We start from the raw sequence: 20758 nt of genomic DNA, 5'->3' as shown, positions 1-20758 counted from the left end.
GCCTAGAGCGTCCGCACCGGTGCCCCGTGGCCCGGTGCCACCTCGCGCACGAACCGCACGATGCGGCGGGCCCGGAACAGGAGCGCGAACCCGATCGCGCTGACGTGCCCGACCACGCGCATCTCCTCGTTGACCGCCCCCGGCAGCACCGGGTCGTGGTCGGGGATGACGCCGTCGTGCGCCGAGCGGAGCGACAGGATGCGACGGCGCTCGTGCGGTCCCAGCCGCTCCAGCGCGCGCGGGACGGCGTGCAGCGCCTCGTCGAAGACGTCGTTGTGGTCGAGGACCGCCTCCGGCAGGTGATCCGGGCGCCAGAACTTGCCCGCGACGAGGACGACGGCGGCCAGGTCGCGCCGCTGCTCGTACGCGGCGAGCACCGCCCCCGCGCCCGCCGACGCCCCGAGCAGCACCACCCGCTCGCCGCGGTCGGCGTACCGGTCGACGAGGTGCACCAGCGCCTCGACGCGGTCGTCGAAGGGCACGTCCGCCGACCACCGCACGCGGAACACCGCCGTCCGCACCCCCAGCGGGCGCCACGACCGCAGGGCCTCGCGCTGCAGGCGGACGAGCCAGCCCAGCCGGTCCCCCAGCCCCGGGACGAAGAGGACGCGCATCGGCGCAGGACGGGGCGGGCGACGACGGTTCATGGCCGCCCCAGCCTAGGGCGGCGGCGGCCGCCCCCCGGACGCCCGACCCGGACGCGACGTGAGGCCCCCCGCCGGCCGCACGAGGGCCGCCGCGAGGGAGTGACGAGCCCGACGCCGGGCGGGCCGCCCCGGCGCGGCGACCGCCGGTAGCCTGGCGCCCGTGCGCCTCGCCACCTGGAACGTCAACTCCGCCCGTGCCCGTGTCGACCGCGTGATCGCGTTCCTCGAGCGCTCGCAGACGGACGTGCTCGCGATCCAGGAGACCAAGTGCCGCGACGAGCAGTTCCCCGTGGGCGCGTTCGAGGCCGCGGGGTACGAGGTCGCGCACGTCGGGCACTCGGCGTGGAACGGGGTCGCGATCGCGTCGCGGGTCGGGATCGCGGACGTCGAGACGTCCTTCCCGGGCCAGCCGGGCTTCGCCAAGGCCGCCGCCCCGGCGCCGGCCGACGACGCCCCCGGGGAGGCGCCCGGAGAGGCCCCCGGAGAGGCGCCGGCCACCCTGCTCGACGTGCCCCCGCCCGTGGAGGCGCGCGCCCTGGGCGCCACCTGCGGCGGCGTGCGGGTGTGGTCGCTGTACGTGCCGCACGGCCGGGCGATCGACGACCCGCACTACGCCTACAAGCTGGCCTGGCTGGGGGCGCTGCGGGACACGTCGGCCGGCTGGCTCGACGCCGACCCGCGCGCCCAGGTGGCGCTGGTGGGCGACTGGAACGTCATCCCCCTCGACACCGACGTGTACGACCCGGCCGCGTTCGCGGGGCACACCCACGTCACCCCCGCGGAGCGGGAGGCGTTCGCCGCGTTCGCCGCCGCCGGCTACACGGAGGTGACGCGCGAGCACCTGCCCGCCGAGCACACCTACACGTACTGGGACTACCAGCAGCTCGCGTTCCCGCGGAACAAGGGCCTGCGGATCGACTTCGCGTACGCCTCCCCCGCCGTCGCCGAGCGCGTCACCGGCGTCGTCATCGACCGCGACGAGCGCAAGGGCAAGGGCGCCAGCGACCACGTCCCGGTGATCCTCGACCTCGCCGACCCCGCCTGAGCAGGACGGAGCACGCCGTGACCACCGACCCGTCCAGCGGACCGCACCGCGAGCCGACCGCCGCACCGTCGGGGCCGCCCCCCGGGGCGACGCCCGCCGCGACGCCGGAGGAGCCGGTCTTCGCGGCACCCACGCCGCCCGGCACGCTGCCCGCGGAGGGCCTGACGGACCTGCATCTGCCGGACCTGGCGCAGCACGGACCCGCGTCGGCCGGTGGCGCGCCCGGCACGACGTCCCCGCGCCGGACGGTGTCGGCCCGCGCCCGGCGCCGGCTCCTGTGGGCCGGGGCGGCGGTGGCGGTGCTCGCCGTCGCGGGCGGCGTGACCGGGATCGCCGTCACCACGGCACGCGACCGGGCGTGGGAGCCCCTGCCGGCCGCGGTGCCGGAGCCGGTCGAGGCGAACGCGGTGCAGCTCGTGCTCGGCACGTGCCTGCGCGGCCTGCCCGCCGGCGACGTCGGCCGGGTCACGGCGGTGCCGTGCGACGACGCGCACGTGGCCCAGGTGGTCGGGCGCACGGACTCCGACCCCGGCGCGGTCTGGCCGGGCGGCGACGCCCTGGTGCAGCGTGCGTCCACGGTGTGCGGCCCGGAGCAGCTCGGCTCCGCGGGGCGCGAGGTCGACGGCGTGCGGTTCGTGGTGCTGACGCCCTCGGAGGAGGGCTGGTCGCGCGGCGACCGCACGGGCCTGTGCCTCGCGGTGACCGACGAGCCCGGCGCGCACGACCTGCTGTCCTGATCCGGGAGGATCGACCCGTGCCCCTGCCGTCCGACCCCGTCGCCCGCACGCCTCGGGAGCCCTGACCGGCGAGGAGTACGCGGCCGCGAAGCGGCGGCTGCGGGGCTGACCGGCACACCTTCGACTCCTACTGTGACCTTGATCACATTCCGTATCACGTCGTGCCGCCCGGTTCGGGCCGGGATGCCCCGACTCGTCCTGCGCGGACGCCGGACAACGGTTGCCCGGAAGACGCCCAGGCTCCGTTATCGGAACGTGACCACCCGGCGTCCGTCGGGTTAGCGTCCCTCGACCGCACCTTCTCCAGGTGTCGGCCGACCGGGACGCAGCCGAGTGCTGCCGGCGTCACGGTGACCACGAAACTCACGGCAGCAGCGGGAGACCCACTTCCGGCCGGCCGCCCGGACGCGCCACGCTCCGGACGCCCCCGGCCTTGGGGTTCAGCCACCCGATGGTGGCGGGCCAACGATCTCGGCCTCACCCGACAGCTCATCTCGCAGGCTGGAGGTCACGACCCATGCCTACGTCCCTCGATCCTGCGCGCCCCGGCACCGTCGCCGTGACGGCCTCCCGGCCGCGCCGCGCACTCATCGCCCTCGGCCTCACCGCCGCCCTCACCGGCGGCGTCCTCGTCGCCCAGACCCAGCAGGCCCCCCACGCCTCCGCCGCCACGGCGACGCCGAGCACGACGTACTCCGTGTCCCGGCACTCCGTCGCGAAGAAGCCCGGCGCCACGAAGGCCCGCTACACGGTCACGGCCAGCAAGAACGGCAGCAGGATCGCCGGATCGGCCACGCTGATCATGAACGGCAAGCGCCAGTACAGCGCCCGACTCGTCCACGGCAAGTTCACCTTCACCCCCGGCCTGTGGCGCTACCGCGTCGGCACCAACACGGTGCGCGTCGTCGTGCACCCGGCCCGCGCGGCGCTGGCGGACAAGTCGACGAAGACCGTCCGTGTCACGGCGACGAAGCCGCTCACGGCGCGGCAGAAGCTCGTCAAGGTCGCGAAGGCCCAGGTCGGCGACCGCTACGCGTACGGCGCCAGCGGCCCGAGCTCGTTCGACTGCTCCGGCCTCACCAGCTACGTCTACAAGAAGGCCGTGGGCAAGTCGCTGCCGCGGTCCTCGTCCGCGCAGAAGGCGGCCGGCAAGGTCGTCTCGCGCAAGAACGCCCGCCCCGGCGACATCATCTGGACCCCCGGCCACGTCTCGATCTACGTCGGCAACGGCCAGCAGGTCGAGGCCGCCCGTCCGGGCGTCGGCGTCGTGAAGCGCCACATCTGGCAGGACAGCCCGCGGTTCATCCGCATCTGACCCGGCGGACACGCGAAGCGCGGCCCACGAGACCTCGGTCTCGTGGGCCGCGCTTCGTCGTCCCCGCTCAGGCGGTCTGCGGCGTCACGACCAGCCCCGCGCCGTCGGGGTCGAGGTCGACGACGACGGCGCCGCCGTCGGTGACCGCCCCGGACAGGAGCTCCTTGGCGAGCCGGTCGCCGATCTCGCGCTGCACCAGGCGGCGCAGCGGGCGAGCCCCGTACGCCGGGTCGAACCCCTCGAGGGCGAGCCACTCGCGCGCGGCGGGCGTGACGTCCACCGTGATGCGCCGGTCGGCCAGCCGCTGCGCGAACGCCGCGACCTGCAGGTCGACGATCTCGCCGAGCTCCTCGACGGTCAGCGCCTCGAAGACCACCACGTCGTCGAGCCGGTTGAGGAACTCCGGCTTGAACGACGCGCGCACGGCGGCCATCACGGCCTCGCGGCGAGCGTCGTCGTCGAGGGCCGGGTCCACGAGGAACTGCGACCCCAGGTTCGACGTCAGCACGAGGATGACGTTGCGGAAGTCCACCGTCCGCCCCTGGCCGTCGGTGAGGCGGCCGTCGTCGAGCACCTGCAGCAGGATGTCGAAGACCTCGGGGTGCGCCTTCTCCACCTCGTCCAGCAGCACGACGGAGTAGGGGCGCCGGCGCACGGCCTCGGTGAGCTGGCCGCCCTCCTCGTAGCCGACGTACCCCGGAGGGGCGCCGACGAGCCGGGACACGGAGTGCTTCTCCGAGTACTCGGACATGTCGATGCGCACCATGGCGCGCTCGTCGTCGAAGAGGAAGTCCGCCAGCGACTTGGCCAGCTCCGTCTTGCCGACGCCGGTGGGGCCGAGGAAGAGGAACGACCCGGTGGGCCGGTCGGGGTCGGCCACCCCCGCCCGCGAGCGCCGCACGGCGTCGGACACGGCACGCACGGCGGCCGTCTGCCCGATGAGCCGCTCGCCGAGGACGTCCTCCATGTGCAGGAGCTTCTCCGACTCGCCCTGCAGCAGCCGCCCGGCGGGGATGCCCGTCCAGGCGGAGACCACCTCGGCGATCTCGTCCGAACCCACCTTGTCGGCGATCATCGGCGCCTCGTGCGCCACGGTCTCGTCCGCCTCCTGCGACGCCTCGACCCGCTCGGCCTCCGCGAGCTCGCGCTCGACCTGCGGGATCTCCCCGTACAGCAGGCGGGCGGCGGACTCGAGGTCGCCCTCGCGCTGCAGCCGGTCGGACTCGGTGCGCAGCTCGTCGATGCGGGCACGCAGGTCGCCGACCCGGTTGTGGCCGGCCTTCTCCGACTCCCACCGGGCGGTGAGGGCGGCGAGCCGCTCGCGCGTGTCGGCGAGGTCGGCGCGCAGCCGCTCCAGGCGGTCCTTCGACGCGGCGTCGTCGGACTCCTTGAGCACGACCTCCTCCATCTCGAGGCGCGTGACGGCGCGCTGCAGCTCGTCGATCTCGACAGGCGAGGAGTCCATCTCCATGCGCAGCCGCGACGCCGCCTCGTCGACGAGGTCGATCGCCTTGTCGGGGAGCTGGCGGCCGGTGATGTACCGGTCGGACAGCGCGGCAGCGGCGACGAGCGCGGAGTCCGCGATCGTCACCTTGTGGTGCGCCTCGTACCGCTCCTTGAGCCCGCGCAGGATGGCGACCGTGTCCTCCACGGACGGCTCGCCGACGAACACCTGCTGGAACCGGCGCTCGAGGGCCGGGTCCTTCTCGATGTGCTCGCGGTACTCGTCGAGGGTCGTGGCGCCCACCAGGCGCAGCTCGCCGCGGGCGAGCATGGGCTTGAGCATGTTGCCCGCGTCCATGGCGCCCTCGCCGCCGGCGCCCGCGCCGACCACGGTGTGCAGCTCGTCGATGAAGGTGATGACCTCGCCGTCGGACGCGGTGATCTCCTCGAGCACGGCCTTGAGCCGCTCCTCGAACTCGCCGCGGTACTTGGCGCCCGCGACCATCCCGGCCAGGTCGAGCGCGACGAGGCGCTTGCCCTGCAGGGACGTCGGGACGTCGCCCGCGACGATGCGCTGGGCCAGGCCCTCGACGACGGCGGTCTTGCCGACGCCGGGCTCGCCGATCAGCACGGGGTTGTTCTTGGTGCGGCGGCTCAGCACCTGCACGACGCGGCGGATCTCCGCGTCCCGACCGATGACGGGGTCGAGCCTGCCGTCGCGGGCCTGCTGCGTGAGGTCGCTGCCGTACTGCTCGAGCGCCTTGTACGTGCCCTCGGGGTTGGGGCTGGTGACGCGCGAGGAGCCGCGGACCGCGGGCAGCGCGGCGCGCAGCGCGTCGGCGGTGGCGCCCGCCTCGGTCAGCGCCTGGGCGGCGGCGGACTGCCCGGCCGCCAGGGCGATGAGCAGGTGCTCGGTCGAGACGTACTCGTCGCCGAGGGCCTCGGCCTCCTTGGCCGCGTTCTCCAGCACGGCGCTCATGGCGCGCGACGGCGAGGGCTGCGCGACGGCGCTGCCGCTCACCTGGGGCAGGGCGACGAGGGCGGCGCGGGCGCGCTGCCCGATCTGCTGGGCGCCCGCGCCGACGGCGTCGAGCAGCCCGACGGCGACGCCGCCCGTCTGCTGGAGCAGCGACTGCAGCAGGTGCACCGGCTCGAGCTGGGGGTTGCCCGCGGCGGCCGCCGACTGGACGGCGTCGCCGAGCGCCTGCTGCGACATGGTCGTGAGCTTGATGTCCATGGGACCTCCGGGATGACACGGGAATTCGTCTGTCGAGGGAACGCCGCCAAAGTTGAGTCTATTCCGCTCAACTTTGATCGCAAGCCGCCCGGCATGCCCGGTGGCTCACGTCCCGACGCTGCGGGATGCTGGGCCGGTGACCACTCCAGCCCGCGGCCCCGTGCGCCGCCTCCGCACCGCGATCGCGGCCATGCTCGCCGCCGTCGGGATCCTCGCCCTCTCCGGGTGCATGAAGGTCGACCTGGACATGACGCTGTCGGAGGACGACACCGTCTCCGGGACGATGATCATGGCCGTCTCGAACAGCCTCGCCGAGACGATGGGGATGTCGCCCGGCGACCTGTGGAAGCAGGCCGGCGGCGAGCTGGGGCAGGACGCGCCGAAGGGCGCCACGCAGGAGCCGTACTCCGACGACGAGTACACCGGCACCAAGTACACGTTCACCGACGCCCCGATCAGCGACATCTCCGGCACCGGCGGAGAGGACCTGACCATCACGCGCGACGGCGACAACTACGTGGTCGACGGCACCCTCGACCTCGCCCAGGGCGCCGACCAGCTCAAGTCGCTGCCGCAGAAGGTGCAGGACGCCTTCGACGTGCGCCTCGCCATCACCTTCCCCGGCGCGGTCAGCGACGCCACCGGCACCGTGGACGGCACCACCGTCACCTGGACCCCGAAGATCGGCGAGACCACCACGATCCACGCGGTGGGCGCCGCCGACGCCGGGGCCGGCGGGTTCCCGTGGTGGGTCGTCGGGCTCGTCATCGGGCTGGTCGTCATCGGTCTCGTCGTGTGGTTCGTCGTACGGAACAACCGCCGTCCCGCCGCCGTCACCGGCACCGCGTCCGGCGACGCCGCGTTCGCCGCGCAGGCGGCGCCCGGGGCCGTGCCCGCCGCCGGCCCGACGCCGGAGGAGCAGGTCTTCGGCGCGCCGCCCGCGACCGGCCCCGTGGCGGAGCCGCTCGAGCCGGAGGCCGCGCCCGAGCCCACGCCCCCGCCCGGGCCCTCGACCGGCCCGGTCGCCGAGCCGCTGGAGCCCGGCCGCCCCGGCGAGGAGGACGCCTACCGGCAGGAGCACGGCGCCGCCGAGCCCGGCCCCACCCCGCCGTCGTCCGACGAGCCCGGCCCCGACGAGCCCGGCCCCGACGAGCCCGGCCCCGACGACCCTGGTGCGACGCCGGGGCCGGAGCGCCCGACCGGCCCGACGCCCGGTGCCTGACGCCCCGGCCGCGCCGGGCCCCGCGGCGTCCTGGCGCGAGGACGTCCTCGGCCCGGAGTTCCAGGCACGCACCCTGCCCCTGCCCGGCGGCGCGGAGGCGGTGCTGGTGCGCCACGTCCCGTCCACGCCCGGACCGTCCGACCCCGCCGTGGCGGGCGGCACGCCGGGAGGCGCGCCGCCCGCCCGCACCGCGGTGCTCTACGTGCACGGCTTCGTGGACTACTTCTTCCACCCGCACGTCGCGCGCGCGGTCGCGGCGCGCGGGCACGCGTTCTACGCCGTCGACCTGCGCGGCTACGGGCGGGCGCTGGCCGCGCACGTCGCCGCCGGGCGCGACCCGAACCTCGTGGACGACCTCGCCCTGTACGCGCAGGACCTCGACGCCGCGGCCGACGTCGTGCGCGCCGCGGGCCACGAGCGGCTGGTGGTGCTCGGGCACTCCACGGGCGGCCTGGTCGCGCCGCTGTGGGCGAACGCCCGCCCCGGCCGCGCGGACGCACTGGTGCTCAACAGCCCGTGGCTCGAGCTCAACGAGAGCTGGCTCATGCGCGGCCCGGCGACCTGGGCGATCGACGTCGTCGGGCGGTTCGCGCCGCGGCTGACCGTGGGCTCCGTCGGCGAGCACTACGGGGCCGCGCTGCACCGGGAGTCCGGCGGCGAGTGGGACTACGACCTAGCCTGGAAGCCGCACGCCGGCTTCCCCGCCCGCGCCGGCTGGCTGCGCTCGGTCCGTCGCGCGCACCGCCGGGTGGCCCGCGGCCTGGACCTCACGATCCCGGTGCTGGTGCTCGCCTCCGACCGGTCCGGCCCGGCGCGGTCGTGGCACGACGAGCTGGTGACCACGGACTCCGTGCTCGACGTCGTGCACATCCGCGAGCGTGCCCCGCGCCTGGGCAGCGACGTCACCGTGCGGACCGTCGTCGGCGGCGCGCACGACCTCGCCCTGTCGCCGCAGCCCGCCCGCGACGCGTACCTCACCACCGTGCTGGACTGGATCGAGTCCCTCACCTAGCACCGAACCCCGGTGCCGAACAGGCAGTTGCTCCCGGTATGGCGGCGATGCGGCCGCCATACCGGCAGCAACTGCCTGTTCGGCGTTGAGGGAGGCGCCACGGCCGTGTCCGATTCCCGCTAGCCCGGCGTCGGGGGCGCGCGTGAGGATAGGGGCATGACGACGACAGCCCGGCCCGGCACCCCGGCCCCGACCGCGCGGGACACGCAGGCCTTCGCGGAGCGGTACCGTGCGATCGCGGCCCGCGACACCCGCTTCGACGGGCAGTTCTTCACCGCCGTGCGGTCCACCGGCATCTACTGCCGGCCGTCGTGCCCGGCCCGGACGCCGAAGCCGGAGAACGTCACGTTCTACCTGACGTCGGCGGCGGCCCACGAGGCCGGGTACCGCGCCTGCAAGCGGTGCCTGCCCGAGGCGGCGCCCGGTACGCCGGCGTGGGACCTGCGGCACGACCTGGCCGGGCGCGCGATGCGGCTCATCGCCGACGGCGTCGTCGACCGCGAGGGCACGGACGGTCTGGCCGCGCGGCTCGGGTACAGCGCGCGGCACGTGCACCGGCTGCTCTCCGCCGAGCTCGGCGCCGGCCCGCTCGCCCTCGCCCGGGCGCAGCGGGCGCAGACCGCGCGCAGCCTGGTGGTCGGGACGGACATGCCGCTCGCGGACGTCGCGTTCGCCTCCGGCTTCGGCTCGATCCGGCAGTTCAACGAGACCGTGGTCGAGGTCTTCGACACCACGCCGAGCGACCTGCGCGCCCGCGCCCGCCGCCGCCCGACGCCCTTCCAGCACGCCGTCCCTCGCCCGACGCGGCCCGACGGCGCGAACGATCGCCTGCTGGAGGGCGACCGCGGCTGCGACGTCGCGCGGGTCCGCCTCGACCTGGAGCTGCCGGTCCGCGAGCCGTTCGACGGTCGGGGCGTCGTGGCGTTCCTCGCCGCCCGCGCCGTCGACGGCGTGGAGGTCGCCGACCTGTCCGGCGACGACGCGCGGTACGCCCGGACGCTGAGCCTGCCCCACGGCCCCGGGGCGGCCGAGGTCGTCGCGGGGCCGGGCGTCGGGCCGGGGCGCGTCGCGGTGCGGCTGGAGCTCGCGTCGGCCGCGGACGTCTCCGTGGCCGTGACGCGCCTGCGCCGCCTGCTCGACCTCGACTCCGACCCGGCCGCCGTCGACACGACCCTCGCCGACGACCCGGCCCTCGCGCCCCTCGTCGCGCGCACCCCCGGGCTGCGCGTCCCGGGCACGGTGGACCCGCACGAGATCGTGGTGCGCGCCATCGTCGGGCAGCAGATCAGCGTCGCCGCGGCGCGCACCCACCTGGGCCGGCTCGCCGCGGGCGCGGGCACCCCGTACGACTCGGCCGTGCCCGGCCTCACCCGGCTGTTCCCCACGCCCGCGCAGGTCGCGGCGTCGGCGGCCGACCACCTGCGGCTGCCCGCCCGGTCCCTGGCCACCGTCGCGGACACGGCGCGCGCGCTGGACGACGGCTCCCTCGCCGTGGGGGTCGGCGACGACGGCGACGAGCTGCGCGCCGCGCTCGTCGCCCGGCGCGGCATCGGCCCGTGGACCGCGGCGTACGTCGCGATGCGCGTGCTGCGCGACCCGGACTCCTGGCTCGACGGCGACGTCGCCCTCCTCGCGGGCGCGGCGGCGGCGGGGATCTCCCTGCCCGGGGTGCCCGACGACGCTCCTCGCGCCGCCCGGTCCCGCGCCCTCGCCACCCGCGCGGAGCGGTGGGCTCCGTGGCGGTCGTACGCCGCCATGCACCTGTGGCGCGCCGCCCTCCCGCCGACCAGGCAGTAGCCACCGTCTCCGGCGGCGTTCCCGCCGCTTTCCGCGATCAACCGCCTGTTCGGCACCCGACTCCTGGAGGAACCATGTCTGCTCGTACCACTACGCTGAGCACGCCCGACGGCCCGTTCACCGTCGTCGTCGAGCCGGACGGCACGGTGCTGGCGTCCGGCTGGACCACCGACGCCGACGCACTGGTCGGCCTCACCCACCCCGACGTCCGACCGGCCGAGACCGTCGGCGTGCCGGAGGACGACGCGGCCGTCGCGCCCGCCGTCGCGGCGGTGCGCGCGTACTACGCGGGCGACGTGCACGCGATCGACGGCGTCCCCGTGCGCCAGGTGTCCGGGCCCTACCGCGCCCACGCGTGGGACGTGCTGCGCACCGTCGACGCCGGCGACCCGGTCACCTACACCCGCTACGCGGAGCTCTCCGGCCGGCCCGCCGCGGTGCGCGCCGCCGCCGGCGCGTGCGCGATGAACGCGGCCGCCCTGTTCGTGCCGTGCCACCGCGTGCTGCGCACCGACGGCACCCTCGGCGGCTTCCGCTACGGCCTCGACGTCAAGCGGAGCCTGCTGGCCCACGAGGCCCGGCACGCGGGCTGAGCCCGCCGCCGGGGCCGCGCCCCGGAGGAGCCGTCACGCCAGCGACGGCTCCTCCGGCGTCGACACGGTGAACACCGCCCCGGCGATGACGGGCACCTGCGTGGCGGCGCGCTCGAGGTCGTCGAGCCGCCGCGCGACGGTCGACTCGGGCTCGTTGCCGCTGAGGTCCACGCTGGCCACGAGGTACAGCGACCGCGGCCCCACGTACTCGAGCCGCAGGTACGTGACCCGCTCCACCTGCGGCATGGTGACGAGGTGCGCCAGCACGGCGGACGTCGTCTCGGGCCGCGCGGCCTCGCCGACGAGGAACCGGCGGTTGCGGTCCACGAGAACGAGCGACACGACCGCGAGGACGACGCCGACGAGGATCGACCCGAGCGCGTCGGGCACCGGCGACCCGGTGAGCTGGTGCGCCAGCACGCCGCCGAACGCGATCACGAGACCGATCAGCGCGGCGGCGTCCTCCGCGTAGACGGCGCGCAGCGTCGGGTCGGAGGTGACCAGGACGTGGTGCAGCACGTCGTGCTCGGCCTTCTTCGCCTCGGCGCGCGCCTGCCGGCTGGCCTGCAGGAACGACATCCCCTCGAGCACGAACGCGAGCCCGAGCACGGCGTAGGCGACGCCGAAGTCGCTCGCGGGCTCCGGGTGCACCAGCTCCTGGATGCCGTGCGTGATGGACACGCCCGCGCCGACGGCGAACAGGCCGATGGCGGCGAACATGGACCACACGTACGCCTCGCGGCCGAACCCGAGCGGGTGGAGCGGGTCGGCGGGCCGCCGGGAGCGCCGGTCGGCGACGAGCAGGAAGATCTCGTTGCCGGTGTCGGCCCAGGAGTGCACGGCCTCCGCGAGCATCGACGCGGACCCCGTGATGACGGCGGCGGCGGTCTTCGCCGCCGCGACGACGGCGTTCGCGAAGAACGCGATGATCACCGTGAGCGTGCTCTCGCCTCCGTGGGCGTCCTGCACCACGCGCGGGCTGACGCCGGGGTGGGGAGGCGCGGCGTCCGGCTCCGGAGCGGCAGGGTGCGTGAGGGCGTCGAACGGGTCGGGCGAGGACTCGGGCGCGGCGGGTGCCATGCGCCCGGTCTACCAGTCGCGCGTCAGTCGGGCTCGCCGAACTCGTTGGGGCGCAGGTCCTCCGGGTCGACCTTGCCGGTGCGGAACCCGGCCCGGCCCACCATGTGCGCGGCGACGGGCGACGTGACGAGCTGGAACGCCACCACCAGCACGAGCATCGCCACGGCCGACCAGCTGCGCACGCGCAGCGCGAGGGCCGTGAGCATGAGCACCAGCCCCAGCACCTGCGGCTTGGTCACGGTGTGCATGCGCGCGAGCAGGGACGGGAAGCGGGTCAGGCCCACGCCCGCCGCGAGGGTGAGGAACGCGCCACCGAGCAGGCACACGACCGCGAGGGAGTCGGCGATCGTGGTCCACAGCCCGGGCTCGACCTGGGTCATCGCGCGGCACCTCCCTCGTCCTCGGCGTCGCGCTCGGCGCGCGCCGCGTCCCGCGCCTCGCCGCGTTGCTCACCACGCGGCACGTCCGCGGCGCGCGCCTGGGCGGCGACCTCCTCGGGCGAGCGCACGCGGCCCTCGCCCTCGGGCTCCTTCGCGGCGAACCGCGCCATCGTGACGGAGCCGACGAAGCCGACCATGGAGAGCGCGACGAGGATGGGGATGGTCTCGGTACGGCGCGACCAGAACGCCTCGATGGCGATGGCGCCGACGAGGGTGATCGTGAGGGCGTCCAGGGCGACCGCCCGGTCGAGCATCGACGGTCCCCGCTCGACGCGGACCAGCGCGAGCATCGCCGCGACGGCCACGAGCACGGCCGCCGCGATCACGGCTGCGAGGATCATGCGTCCTCCTCCCCTCGTCCGGGCTGTCCGGGCTTTCCGGGCTGTCCGGGCCCGACGGCGTCGGCCCCGAGCCCGCAGCGGGTCAGGACGGCGCTGCTCGCGAACGCCCGCAGCACGCGCTCCTCCAGAGCGAGCGTGTCACGACGCACCGCCTCGGCCCCGCCGGCCCCGTCGATGTCGAGCACGTGCAGGTAGACGACGCCGGTGCTGCGCCGCGCCTCGATGACGAGCGACCCGGGCACCAGCGACGACATCACGGCCGTGATGGTGAGGTACGCGTCCTCGGGGTTGCGCAGCCGGACGGCGACGATCGCGCCGTGCGGCGTGGGGCCGGGCTTGATCGCCGTCCACGCGACCTCGAAGGACGCGAGGAACAGGTCGGAGACGAACCGCCCCACGAGGACGGCGGTGGGCCACGGCCGCACGGTGCCCTGCATGGAGATGTTCGGCAGCGGGAACAGCGTGACCACGACCGCGGCGATCAGGGCGCCGGCGAAGACGTTGGCCCACGACAGGTCGCCCCACAGCAGCACCCAGATGAGGGTGAGCAGCGCGAGGGCGTGCCACTGGGAGCCCAGGCGGCGCAGCAGGTGGGGCCGGCGCCGCGGCTGCGGGCTCACTTGCCGCCTCCCTCGTGGCCGCCGTTCCCGGCGACGGACTCGCCCTGCCCGCGGTCCGCGCCGCCGGGGAAGACGGCGTCGACGTACGTGTGCCCGTCCATCGACGCGGTCGCGGCCCGCTCCGCGTACCCGTACAGCGGGCCCGCGACGACGGTGAGCAGCAGCCCGAACGCGACGAGCGCGCCCGTGGGCAGCACCATCCCGCGCGGCAGCGGCACGTCGGACTCGATCTCCTCCGACGGCGCCTGCCAGAACGCCTTGTTCCACGCCTTGACGACGGCGTAGAGCGTGAGCAGCGACGTCACGACGGAGCCCACGACCAGCACCCACGCCAGCCCCGTGCCGACGCGCGCGCCCTCGGTGAGCAGGCCCACCTTGCCCAGGAACCCGGACAGCGGCGGGATGCCCGCCAGGTTGAGCGCGGGCACGAAGAACAGCACGGCCAGCCCCGGCGCGAGCTTCGCGAGGCCGCCGAGCCGGTCGAGCGACGTCGAGCCGCCGCGCCACTCCACGAGCCCCACGACGAGGAACAGCGCCGTCTGGACGGAGATGTGGTGCACCACGTAGTAGATGGCCGCGGCCGTGCCCGCCTCGGTGGCGAGCGCGATGCCGAAGATCATGTAGCCGATGTGGCTGACCAGGGTGAACGACAACAGGCGTTTGACGTCGTTCTGCGCCACGGCGCCCAGGATGCCGATGACCATGGTGAGCAGCGCCAGCACCATGAGCACCTGGTCCACGGTGGGGTTGTCCGGGAACAGCAGGGTCTGCGTGCGCAGGATGGAGTACACGCCCACCTTGGTGAGCAGGCCGGCGAACACGGCGGTGACGGGCGCGGGAGCCGTCGGGTAGGAGTCCGGCAGCCACGCGGACAGCGGGAAGATGGCGGCCTTGATGCCGAAGGCGAGGAGCAGCAGGAGCTGCAGCGCGGTGCGCACGGTCGGGTCGATCTCCGGCAGCCGCTCGGCGAGCTGCGCCATGTTCACCGTGCCGGTGGCGCCGTAGATCAGCGCGATGGCCGTGAGGAACAGCGTCGAGGACACCAGCGTCACGATGATGTAGACCGACCCGGCGCGGATGCGCTCGGCCGTGCCACCGAGCGTGAGCAGCACCGCCGACGACGCGAGCAGGATCTCGAAGCCGACGTACAGGTTGAACAGGTCGCCGGTGAGGAACGCGTTCGCCACGCCCGCGGCCAGGATGAGGAACGTCGGGTGGAAGATCGCGACGGGGATCTGGTCGCCGCGCGTGGTGCCCGGGTCGTCCTCCCCCTCGGGCACGCCCTGGCCCAGCGAGTACAGGAGCACGCACAGCAGCATCACGAACGAGACGGTGAGCATCACCGCCGAGATCCGGTCGGCCACCAGGTCGATCCCGACGGGCACCGCCCAGTTGCCGACCTCGACGACGATCGGGCCGGAGTCGGCGGCGAACAGCAGCCCGACCGACGCGGCGAGCGCGGCGGTCAGGGCCGTGACGCTGATGATGCGCTGCACGCGGGCGTACCGGTGCAGGGCGAGCGTCAGCCCCGCCGCGAACAGCGGCACCATGACCGGCAGCGGGACGAGCGTGTCGACGGACCAGGCGATCACGGGCGCTCCTCGGTGTCCGTGCGGCGGTCCGTCGGCTCGGGGTCGCTGTCGGCGTGGGGGTCGGTCCTGCGGGCGCCGCGGCGCTCGCGCGGGGCGTCGTCGTCGCTGTCGTCGACGTCGTCGTGCACGTCGGCGGCTTCCTCGTCGAGGGTCTGGTCGGGCTCGGTGTCGTCGGCGTCCTCGAACGCGGGCGCGTTGAGCGCGGCGTGCCGGGCGACGCGGCGGTCCTCGACGTCGTCCGCGACCTCGTCGTGGCCGTGCAGCTGCCACGAGCGGTAGGCCATGGCCAGCACGAACGCGGTGAGGGCCAGGGTGATGACGATCGAGGTGAGCACCATGGCCTGCGCCAGCGGGTCGCTCATGCGCACGCCGTCCGGGGCGTTGCCGATGATCGGCGACGCGCCGGAGCGGCCGCCCATGACCAGCAGCATGAGGTTCACGCCGTTGCCGATGAGCACGAAGCCGAGCAGCACGCGCGTCAGCGGACGCTCCAGCAGCAGGTAGACGCCGGTGGCGAAGAGCACGCCGATGGCGAGGACCAGGATGGCGGGCGGGGTGTTCTCGAGGACGATCATCGGGCGGCCTCCTCGTGCGGGGCGTCGCCCGGCGGGTGCGGGGCGACGCCCGGCGGGGGCGGGACCTCGACCTCGCCGACCACCGTGCGCGCGGGCCGCGGGTCCTGCCGGTCGATCTCGGCCCCGAGCGTGCGCAGCAGGTCGAGCACCAGCCCGACGACCACGAGCATCACGCCGATGTCGAAGAACAGCGACGTCACGAGGTGCACCTCGCCGAGCACCGGCAGGTGGATGTTCCGGATCGTGCTCTGCAGCACCTCCTGGCCGCCGACCAGCGTCGCGAGGCCCACGCCGGCGGAGAGGAACAGCCCGGTGCCCAGCAGCACGCCCGGGCTGATCGGCGCGGCCTCGCCGAGCTCGTACCTCCCACCCGCGAGGTAGCGCACCGCGAACGCGATGCCCACGACGAGCCCCGCGGCGAAGCCGCCGCCCGGCGCGTTGTGCCCGCTGAACAGCAGGAACAGGGCGAACACGATCATGGCGTGGAAGATGACGCGGGTGATGACCTCGAACATCACCGACCGGCGCTCGGGCTCCAGCGTGGAGCCGGCGGCGAGCCACACGCGGCGGGTGTGCGGGTCGGACTGGCTGACCTCGTCCACGCGGGACAGGCGCAGCACCTCCCCGCTGCGCTGGCGCAGGAAGATGAGCGACGCGACGCCCGTGGCCGCGACGAGCAGCACGGAGATCTCGCCCACGGTGTCCCAGGCGCGGATGTCGACCAGGGTCACGTTGACGATGTTCTTGCCGCCGCCCCAGGTGTACGCCTCGTCGGGGAAGTGCGTGCTGATCGGCTCGGCCACCCGCACCAGCGGGGCCGCGACGGTCAGGGCCATCATCACCAGGCCGGTCACGACGCCCAGCACCAGGCGCACCCAGCGGCTGGCGGCGAGCGGCCGGTCGGTGAAGTACGGGGGCAGGCGCCGCAGCACCAGCATCATGATGACCAGCGTGATCGTCTCGCACAGCACCTGGGTGAGGGCGAGGTCGGGGGCGCCGTGCAGCATGAACAGCGTCGCGTTGGCGTACCCCGCGACGCCCACCAGCACCACGGCCTTGAGCCGCCGGCGCGCGCGGGCCGCGAGCACGCACGCGATCACGATGATCGCGACGACGGCGGCGTCGCCCGGGCGGTCCCAGAGCACCAGCTGCACCTCCGGGGTGCCGCCGACCAGGCCCGCGGCGATCACGGCGCCGGGGGCGACGGCGAGCACCACGAGGATCATGCCGAGGTAGACCGGCAGGGAGCCGCGCTGGGTGGCGGCGGTGACGTCGGCCGCCAGGTCGTCGAGACGCCGCATCGTGCGCCGGTAGACGACCTCGGCGCTGCGCGGCGACCAGAAGAAGTCCTGGGCCCGCTCCACCCGCGCGCGCTGCCAGAAGAGCACGAAGCCGGCGAGGAGCACGAGGACGGTCAGCGCGAGGACGGGCGTGAACCCGCCCCACAGCACCAGGTGCCCGGGCTCCCCCGTCGGGTAGAGGTCGGCGTACGGGGCGAGCAGCCGCTCCCCCGTGGCCGGGACCAGCGCGACGGCGAGGCCGAGCAGGGCGAGGACGAGCGGCGGCGTGACGAGCAGCCACGGCTGGCGCCGCACGGGCGTCGCGGGCGCGGGCTCCGCGGCGGCGTCGTGCGCCGACGGGGCGGCCATCGCGCCGGCCGCGGTCGCGCCAGGACGCCGCTTGGTGCCGAACGCGCCCCACGCGAACCGCAGGCCGTAGGCCACGGTGAGGGCCGAGCCGACGACCACCGCGACGAGGGCGATCGTCTCGACCGCCCCGGCGCCGTGGGTGACGTCGTGCCACAGGCCCTCGAGCGCGGCCTCCTTGGCGACGTACCCGGCGAACGGCGGGAAGCCGATCATCGACGCGGTCGCGAGCACGCCCGCCGCCGTGGTGAACGGCATCGTGCGCCACAGCCCGGAGAGCTTGCGCAGGTCGCGCGTGCCGGTCGCGACGTCGACGGCGCCGACGACGAGGAACAGGGCGGCCTTGAACATGGCGTGCGCGCCCAGCATGGCCAGGCCGGCGAGCGCCAGCGACCTCGAGCCGAGCCCGAGCAGCAGGACGATCAGGCCGAGCTGGGAGACGGTGCCGAACGCGAGCACCAGCTTGAGGTCGTGCTGGCGCAGCGCCTGGTAGCCGCCCAGCAGGAGCGTGCCGCCCCCGAGGACGAGCACCAGCCAGCGCCACACGGGCAGGTCGGCGAAGGCGGGGGCGAAGCGGGCGACGAGGTAGACGCCCGCCTTGACCATGGCCGCCGCGTGCAGGTAGGCGGACACCGGCGTCGGCGCGGCCATCGCCGCGGGGAGCCAGAAGTGGAACGGGATGAGCGCGGACTTGGTGGCGGCGCCCGCGAGCAGGCAGACGGCCGCCCAGGTGACGGCGGTGCCCGACGGCGGGTTCGCCACCAGCTCCGAGACCCGCCACGTGTCGCCGACGACGCCCAGGATGATGAGCCCGACCAGCATGGCGAGGCCGCCCGCGGTCGTGACGACGATCGCCTGCATCGCCGCGCGCCGCGACGCCTTGCGGTCGGCGTAGTGGCCGATCAGCAGGTAGGAGAAGACGGTGGTGAGCTCCCAGAACACGAACAGGAGCAGCAGGTCGTCGGCGACGACGAGCCCGACCATCGCGGCGGCGAACGCCGTGAGCACGGCCGCGAACCGGCCGAGGCCGAGGGCGTCACGCGCGAAGTAGGCCGAGCAGTACAGGAGCACGAGCGCGCCGACGCCGCCGACCACCAGGAGCATGAACCACGCGAGGGTGTCGAGCTGCAGGGTGATCGACAGGTGCAGGCCGGGGACCCACGGGACCTGGGTGGTGGGGAAGTCGCCCGCCGTGACCCGCGGGGTCATGGCCAGCGCGTAGACCGCCGCCGATGCCGGCCCGAGGGCCAGCACCCAGAAAGCCCGTCTGCCCAGCCATGCCACCAGAGCCGGCGCCGCGAGGGCCAGCAGGAAAGTGAAGAGCAGCACTGGGAGCACAGCACTCCGTCCGGTCGAGGGGCGGGGCGTCGGCTTTACCCTACCGGCAACGAGCGATGGTCCCGGCGCGATCGAGATGACACGGGCCTGTGACCTGGGTCGCGCCCCCGCCCTCGCACGGGCTCGTGCGGGGCGGGAGCGCGGTCGGGAGCGCGGTCGGGCGCGGGCCGGCGGTCAGTCCCCGCCGGGCGAGCCGAGCAGCTCGCGCACGCGCCCCGAGACGCGCCCGAACTCGGGGTCGCGCACGGTCGCGGCGTAGTCGCGCTCGGCGGGCAGGTCCACCGTCAGCTCCTCGACGATCGTGCCCGGCCGCGGCCCCATGACGACGACCCGGTTGGCGAGGTACACGGCCTCCGCGACCGAGTGCGTCACGAGGAGCACGGAGACGCCGGTCTCGCGCCAGATGCGGTGCAGCTCGACGTTCATCCGCTCCCGGGTGAGGGCGTCGAGGGCGCCGAACGGCTCGTCCATGAGCAGGACGTCGGGCTGGTGCAGCAGGGCCCGGCAGAGCGAGACGCGCTGCTGCATGCCACCCGACAGCTCGTGCGGCATCGCCTTCTCGAAGCCCTTCAGCCCCGTCATCTCGACGAGCTCGTCGCACCGGCGGCGCGCGGTGGCGCCGTCCATGCCGCGCATCTCGGCCTGCAGCAGGATGTTCGCCCGGACGTCGCGCCACTCCAGCAGCGCCGCGCGCTGGAAGACGAAGCCGATGTCCTGGCGCGGGCCCCGCACCACCTCGCCGCGCAGCCGCACCTGCCCCGTCGTCGGGGCGGTCAGGCCGGCCACGACCTTGAGCAGCGTGGACTTGCCGCAGCCCGACGGCCCCGCGATCGTGACGAACTCGCCGCGGGCGAGCTGCAGGTCGACCGACCCGAGGGCCGGGGTGGACACGCGGCGGCTGCGGAAGGTGACCGAGACGTCCTCGATGTCGACGACGGCGCCGGTGGTGGCACCCCGCGCGGCGAGCCCGCCCGTGGTCGTGGTGGTCATGGCCCCTCCGTTCAGTTCGCCGGGGCGAACGAGTCGTCGAAGTAGTCGTCGGCCGTCGTGCCCTCGGCGACGAGGCCCGAGCTGGACAGGACGTCCAGGGTGGCGGCCCAGTCGGCGGGGTCGTTCACGCCGGGCGCCTTGCCCTCGGTGGCGTCGGTGTGGAGCAGGTCGATGGTCTGCTTCCACTGCTCGGTGAGCACGTCGGCGGCGGGCATCTGCGGGTCCTTGCCCTCCATCGAGGCGACGGCGGCGTCCGGGTCCTCGGCGGCCGCGGCGAACGCCTCGGACGTCGCGGCGACCATCTCCTTCACGAGGTCGGGGTCGGAGGAGATCGTCTTCTCGGACGCGATGAGCCCGTTGCTGAAGAAGTTGAGCCCGACGTCGGAGTACCGCAGGTAGGTGATGTCGCGGCCGCTCTTGGAGGCGATCGTCGGGCCCTGGTCGTGCGCGAACCCGATGAGGCCGTCCACCTTCTCGGTGAGCATCGCGGAGATCTTGCCGGCGGGGTCGAGGTTCTGCTGCGTCACCGCGTCCTCCGGCACGCCCGCGGCCTCGAGGTAGAGGGGGAAGGTCGTCGTCGGGGCGTCGCCCGCGGAGACGGCGATGGTCTTGCCCTTGAGGTCGGCGGGCTCCTTGATGCCCGAGTCGGAGAAGACCTGCACCGACGACGGCGTCGTCTGCAGGAAGACGCCGAGGCTGCGGATCTTGACGCCCTTGTCGATGTTGGCGAGGACGGCGGGCGTGTCGGCCCAGCCGAACTGGACCTGGTCGGCGCCGACGGCCTGCGCCGTCTTGGTGGAGCCCTGGCCGGCCTCGATCTTCAGGTTGATCCCGTGGTCGGCGAAGATGCCCTCCTCGAGCCCGTAGTAGAACGGGGCGTGCTCGCCGTAGGGGTACCAGTTGAGCATCAGCGTCACGTCGGTGGTGTCGGCCCCGGCCGGGGCCTCTGCCTCGGCTCCCCCGTCGGTGGACGGGGCGCAGGCCGCGAGCGTCAGGGCGGTCGCGGAGAGGGCCGCGGCGGCCGCGAGGGCCTTGGATCGGGCGGTCGCTCGGAGAGTCATCGGGGTGCTCCTTTGCACGTGAGGGTC

18 protein-coding genes are annotated in these 20758 nt (G+C 74.6%); 7 read left to right on the top strand and 11 right to left on the bottom strand.

Annotated elements, in window-relative coordinates:
- Positions 1-2: 2 nt before the first annotated feature.
- Positions 3-614 (bottom strand): hypothetical protein, encoded by a 612-nt coding sequence (locus ACFU9A_RS04710; protein ID WP_430574105.1) that lies wholly within the window; start codon positions 612-614, stop codon positions 3-5.
- Between the two features lie 193 nt (positions 615-807).
- Between ACFU9A_RS04710 and ACFU9A_RS04705 the strand changes: the two genes are divergently transcribed.
- From ACFU9A_RS04705 to ACFU9A_RS04695, 3 genes are all read left to right on the top strand, one after another.
- A complete protein-coding gene (locus ACFU9A_RS04705; RefSeq protein WP_430574104.1) occupies positions 808-1692 on the top strand; it encodes an exodeoxyribonuclease III in 885 nt (294 codons plus the stop codon).
- Positions 1693-1709: 17 nt separating this feature from the next.
- Positions 1710-2429 (top strand): septum formation family protein, encoded by a 720-nt coding sequence (locus ACFU9A_RS04700; protein WP_430574103.1) that lies wholly within the window; start codon positions 1710-1712, stop codon positions 2427-2429.
- A gap of 517 nt (positions 2430-2946) precedes the next feature.
- Complete coding sequence (locus tag ACFU9A_RS04695) at positions 2947-3744, top strand: C40 family peptidase (protein WP_430574102.1); 798 nt, start codon at positions 2947-2949, stop codon at positions 3742-3744.
- 67 nt (positions 3745-3811) lie between these two features.
- Here ACFU9A_RS04695 and clpB read toward each other — a convergent pair whose 3' ends face one another.
- Positions 3812-6424 carry an ATP-dependent chaperone ClpB gene (gene clpB, locus ACFU9A_RS04690; RefSeq protein ID WP_430574101.1) on the bottom strand — a complete coding sequence of 871 codons (2613 nt, stop codon included), beginning with the start codon at positions 6422-6424 and terminating at the stop codon, positions 3812-3814.
- A 136-nt stretch (positions 6425-6560) separates the two neighbouring features.
- On the opposite strand from clpB, the gene ACFU9A_RS04685 reads away from it, so the two are divergent.
- From ACFU9A_RS04685 to ACFU9A_RS04670, 4 genes are all read left to right on the top strand, one after another.
- On the top strand, positions 6561-7646 hold the full coding sequence (locus ACFU9A_RS04685; RefSeq protein ID WP_430574100.1) for an LppM family (lipo)protein: 1086 nt from the start codon (positions 6561-6563) through the stop codon (positions 7644-7646).
- The gene (locus ACFU9A_RS04680; protein ID WP_430574099.1) at positions 7639-8658 is read left to right on the top strand and encodes an alpha/beta hydrolase; all 1020 of its coding nucleotides are present in this window, start codon (positions 7639-7641) and stop codon (positions 8656-8658) included. The genes ACFU9A_RS04685 and ACFU9A_RS04680 overlap by 8 nt, the downstream gene beginning before the upstream one ends.
- Before the next feature lie 156 nt (positions 8659-8814).
- Positions 8815-10455: an AlkA N-terminal domain-containing protein gene (locus ACFU9A_RS04675; protein ID WP_430574098.1), complete on the top strand. Its 1641-nt coding sequence runs from the start codon at positions 8815-8817 to the stop codon at positions 10453-10455.
- 74 nt (positions 10456-10529) lie between these two features.
- Entirely contained in the window at positions 10530-11048 is a 519-nt protein-coding gene (locus ACFU9A_RS04670; protein ID WP_430574097.1) for a methylated-DNA--[protein]-cysteine S-methyltransferase, read from the top strand.
- A gap of 33 nt (positions 11049-11081) precedes the next feature.
- Here ACFU9A_RS04670 and ACFU9A_RS04665 read toward each other — a convergent pair whose 3' ends face one another.
- The 9 genes from ACFU9A_RS04665 to ACFU9A_RS04625 all read right to left on the bottom strand — a co-directional run bounded on the left by ACFU9A_RS04665 (position 11082) and on the right by ACFU9A_RS04625 (position 20731).
- Positions 11082-12128 (bottom strand): cation diffusion facilitator family transporter, encoded by a 1047-nt coding sequence (locus ACFU9A_RS04665; RefSeq protein ID WP_430574096.1) that lies wholly within the window; start codon positions 12126-12128, stop codon positions 11082-11084.
- Between the two features lie 23 nt (positions 12129-12151).
- On the bottom strand, positions 12152-12508 hold the full coding sequence (gene mnhG, locus ACFU9A_RS04660; protein WP_430574095.1) for a monovalent cation/H(+) antiporter subunit G: 357 nt from the start codon (positions 12506-12508) through the stop codon (positions 12152-12154).
- A complete protein-coding gene (locus ACFU9A_RS04655; RefSeq protein ID WP_430574094.1) occupies positions 12505-12909 on the bottom strand; it encodes a monovalent cation/H+ antiporter complex subunit F in 405 nt (134 codons plus the stop codon). Before ACFU9A_RS04655 ends, mnhG begins: the two co-directional genes overlap by 4 nt.
- Entirely contained in the window at positions 12906-13529 is a 624-nt protein-coding gene (locus ACFU9A_RS04650) for a Na+/H+ antiporter subunit E (RefSeq protein ID WP_430574093.1), read from the bottom strand. Before ACFU9A_RS04650 ends, ACFU9A_RS04655 begins: the two co-directional genes overlap by 4 nt.
- The gene (locus tag ACFU9A_RS04645; protein ID WP_430575339.1) at positions 13526-15079 is read right to left on the bottom strand and encodes a Na+/H+ antiporter subunit D; all 1554 of its coding nucleotides are present in this window, start codon (positions 15077-15079) and stop codon (positions 13526-13528) included. The genes ACFU9A_RS04650 and ACFU9A_RS04645 overlap by 4 nt, the downstream gene beginning before the upstream one ends.
- 38 nt (positions 15080-15117) lie before the next feature.
- Complete coding sequence (locus tag ACFU9A_RS04640; protein WP_430574092.1) at positions 15118-15696, bottom strand: Na(+)/H(+) antiporter subunit C; 579 nt, start codon at positions 15694-15696, stop codon at positions 15118-15120.
- Positions 15693-18680: a Na+/H+ antiporter subunit A gene (locus ACFU9A_RS04635; protein ID WP_430574091.1), complete on the bottom strand. Its 2988-nt coding sequence runs from the start codon at positions 18678-18680 to the stop codon at positions 15693-15695. The genes ACFU9A_RS04640 and ACFU9A_RS04635 overlap by 4 nt, the downstream gene beginning before the upstream one ends.
- Before the next feature lie 174 nt (positions 18681-18854).
- On the bottom strand, positions 18855-19670 hold the full coding sequence (locus tag ACFU9A_RS04630) for an ABC transporter ATP-binding protein (RefSeq protein WP_430574090.1): 816 nt from the start codon (positions 19668-19670) through the stop codon (positions 18855-18857).
- Between the two features lie 11 nt (positions 19671-19681).
- Positions 19682-20731, bottom strand: coding sequence for an ABC transporter substrate-binding protein (locus tag ACFU9A_RS04625; RefSeq protein WP_430574089.1), 1050 nt, complete (start codon positions 20729-20731; stop codon positions 19682-19684).
- Between the last annotated feature and the right edge of the window lie 27 nt (positions 20732-20758).

This window comes from Isoptericola sp. NPDC057653, assembly GCF_042799955.1.
Lineage (GTDB): Bacteria > Actinomycetota > Actinomycetes > Actinomycetales > Cellulomonadaceae > Isoptericola.
This window is presented reverse-complemented; position numbering and strand designations above follow the sequence as displayed.

Bases quoted from the DNA above. Each gene is read 5' to 3' on its own strand.
- ACFU9A_RS04710 (WP_430574105.1), bottom strand. From the start codon at position 614: ATGCGCGTCCTCTTCGTCCCGGGGCTGGGGGACCGGCTGGGCTGGCTC.
- ACFU9A_RS04695 (WP_430574102.1), top strand. From the start codon at position 2,947: ATGCCTACGTCCCTCGATCCTGCGCGCCCCGGCACCGTCGCCGTGACG.
- clpB (WP_430574101.1), bottom strand. From the start codon at position 6,424: ATGGACATCAAGCTCACGACCATGTCGCAGCAGGCGCTCGGCGACGCC.
- ACFU9A_RS04675 (WP_430574098.1), top strand. From the start codon at position 8,815: ATGACGACGACAGCCCGGCCCGGCACCCCGGCCCCGACCGCGCGGGAC.
- ACFU9A_RS04670 (WP_430574097.1), top strand. From the start codon at position 10,530: ATGTCTGCTCGTACCACTACGCTGAGCACGCCCGACGGCCCGTTCACC.
- ACFU9A_RS04665 (WP_430574096.1), bottom strand. From the start codon at position 12,128: ATGGCACCCGCCGCGCCCGAGTCCTCGCCCGACCCGTTCGACGCCCTC.
- mnhG (WP_430574095.1), bottom strand. From the start codon at position 12,508: ATGACCCAGGTCGAGCCCGGGCTGTGGACCACGATCGCCGACTCCCTC.
- ACFU9A_RS04655 (WP_430574094.1), bottom strand. From the start codon at position 12,909: ATGATCCTCGCAGCCGTGATCGCGGCGGCCGTGCTCGTGGCCGTCGCG.
- ACFU9A_RS04645 (WP_430575339.1), bottom strand. From the start codon at position 15,079: ATGGTGCCGCTGTTCGCGGCGGGGCTGACGCTCGCCCTGCACCGGTAC.
- ACFU9A_RS04640 (WP_430574092.1), bottom strand. From the start codon at position 15,696: ATGATCGTCCTCGAGAACACCCCGCCCGCCATCCTGGTCCTCGCCATC.
- ACFU9A_RS04630 (WP_430574090.1), bottom strand. From the start codon at position 19,670: ATGACCACCACGACCACGGGCGGGCTCGCCGCGCGGGGTGCCACCACC.
- ACFU9A_RS04625 (WP_430574089.1), bottom strand. From the start codon at position 20,731: ATGACTCTCCGAGCGACCGCCCGATCCAAGGCCCTCGCGGCCGCCGCG.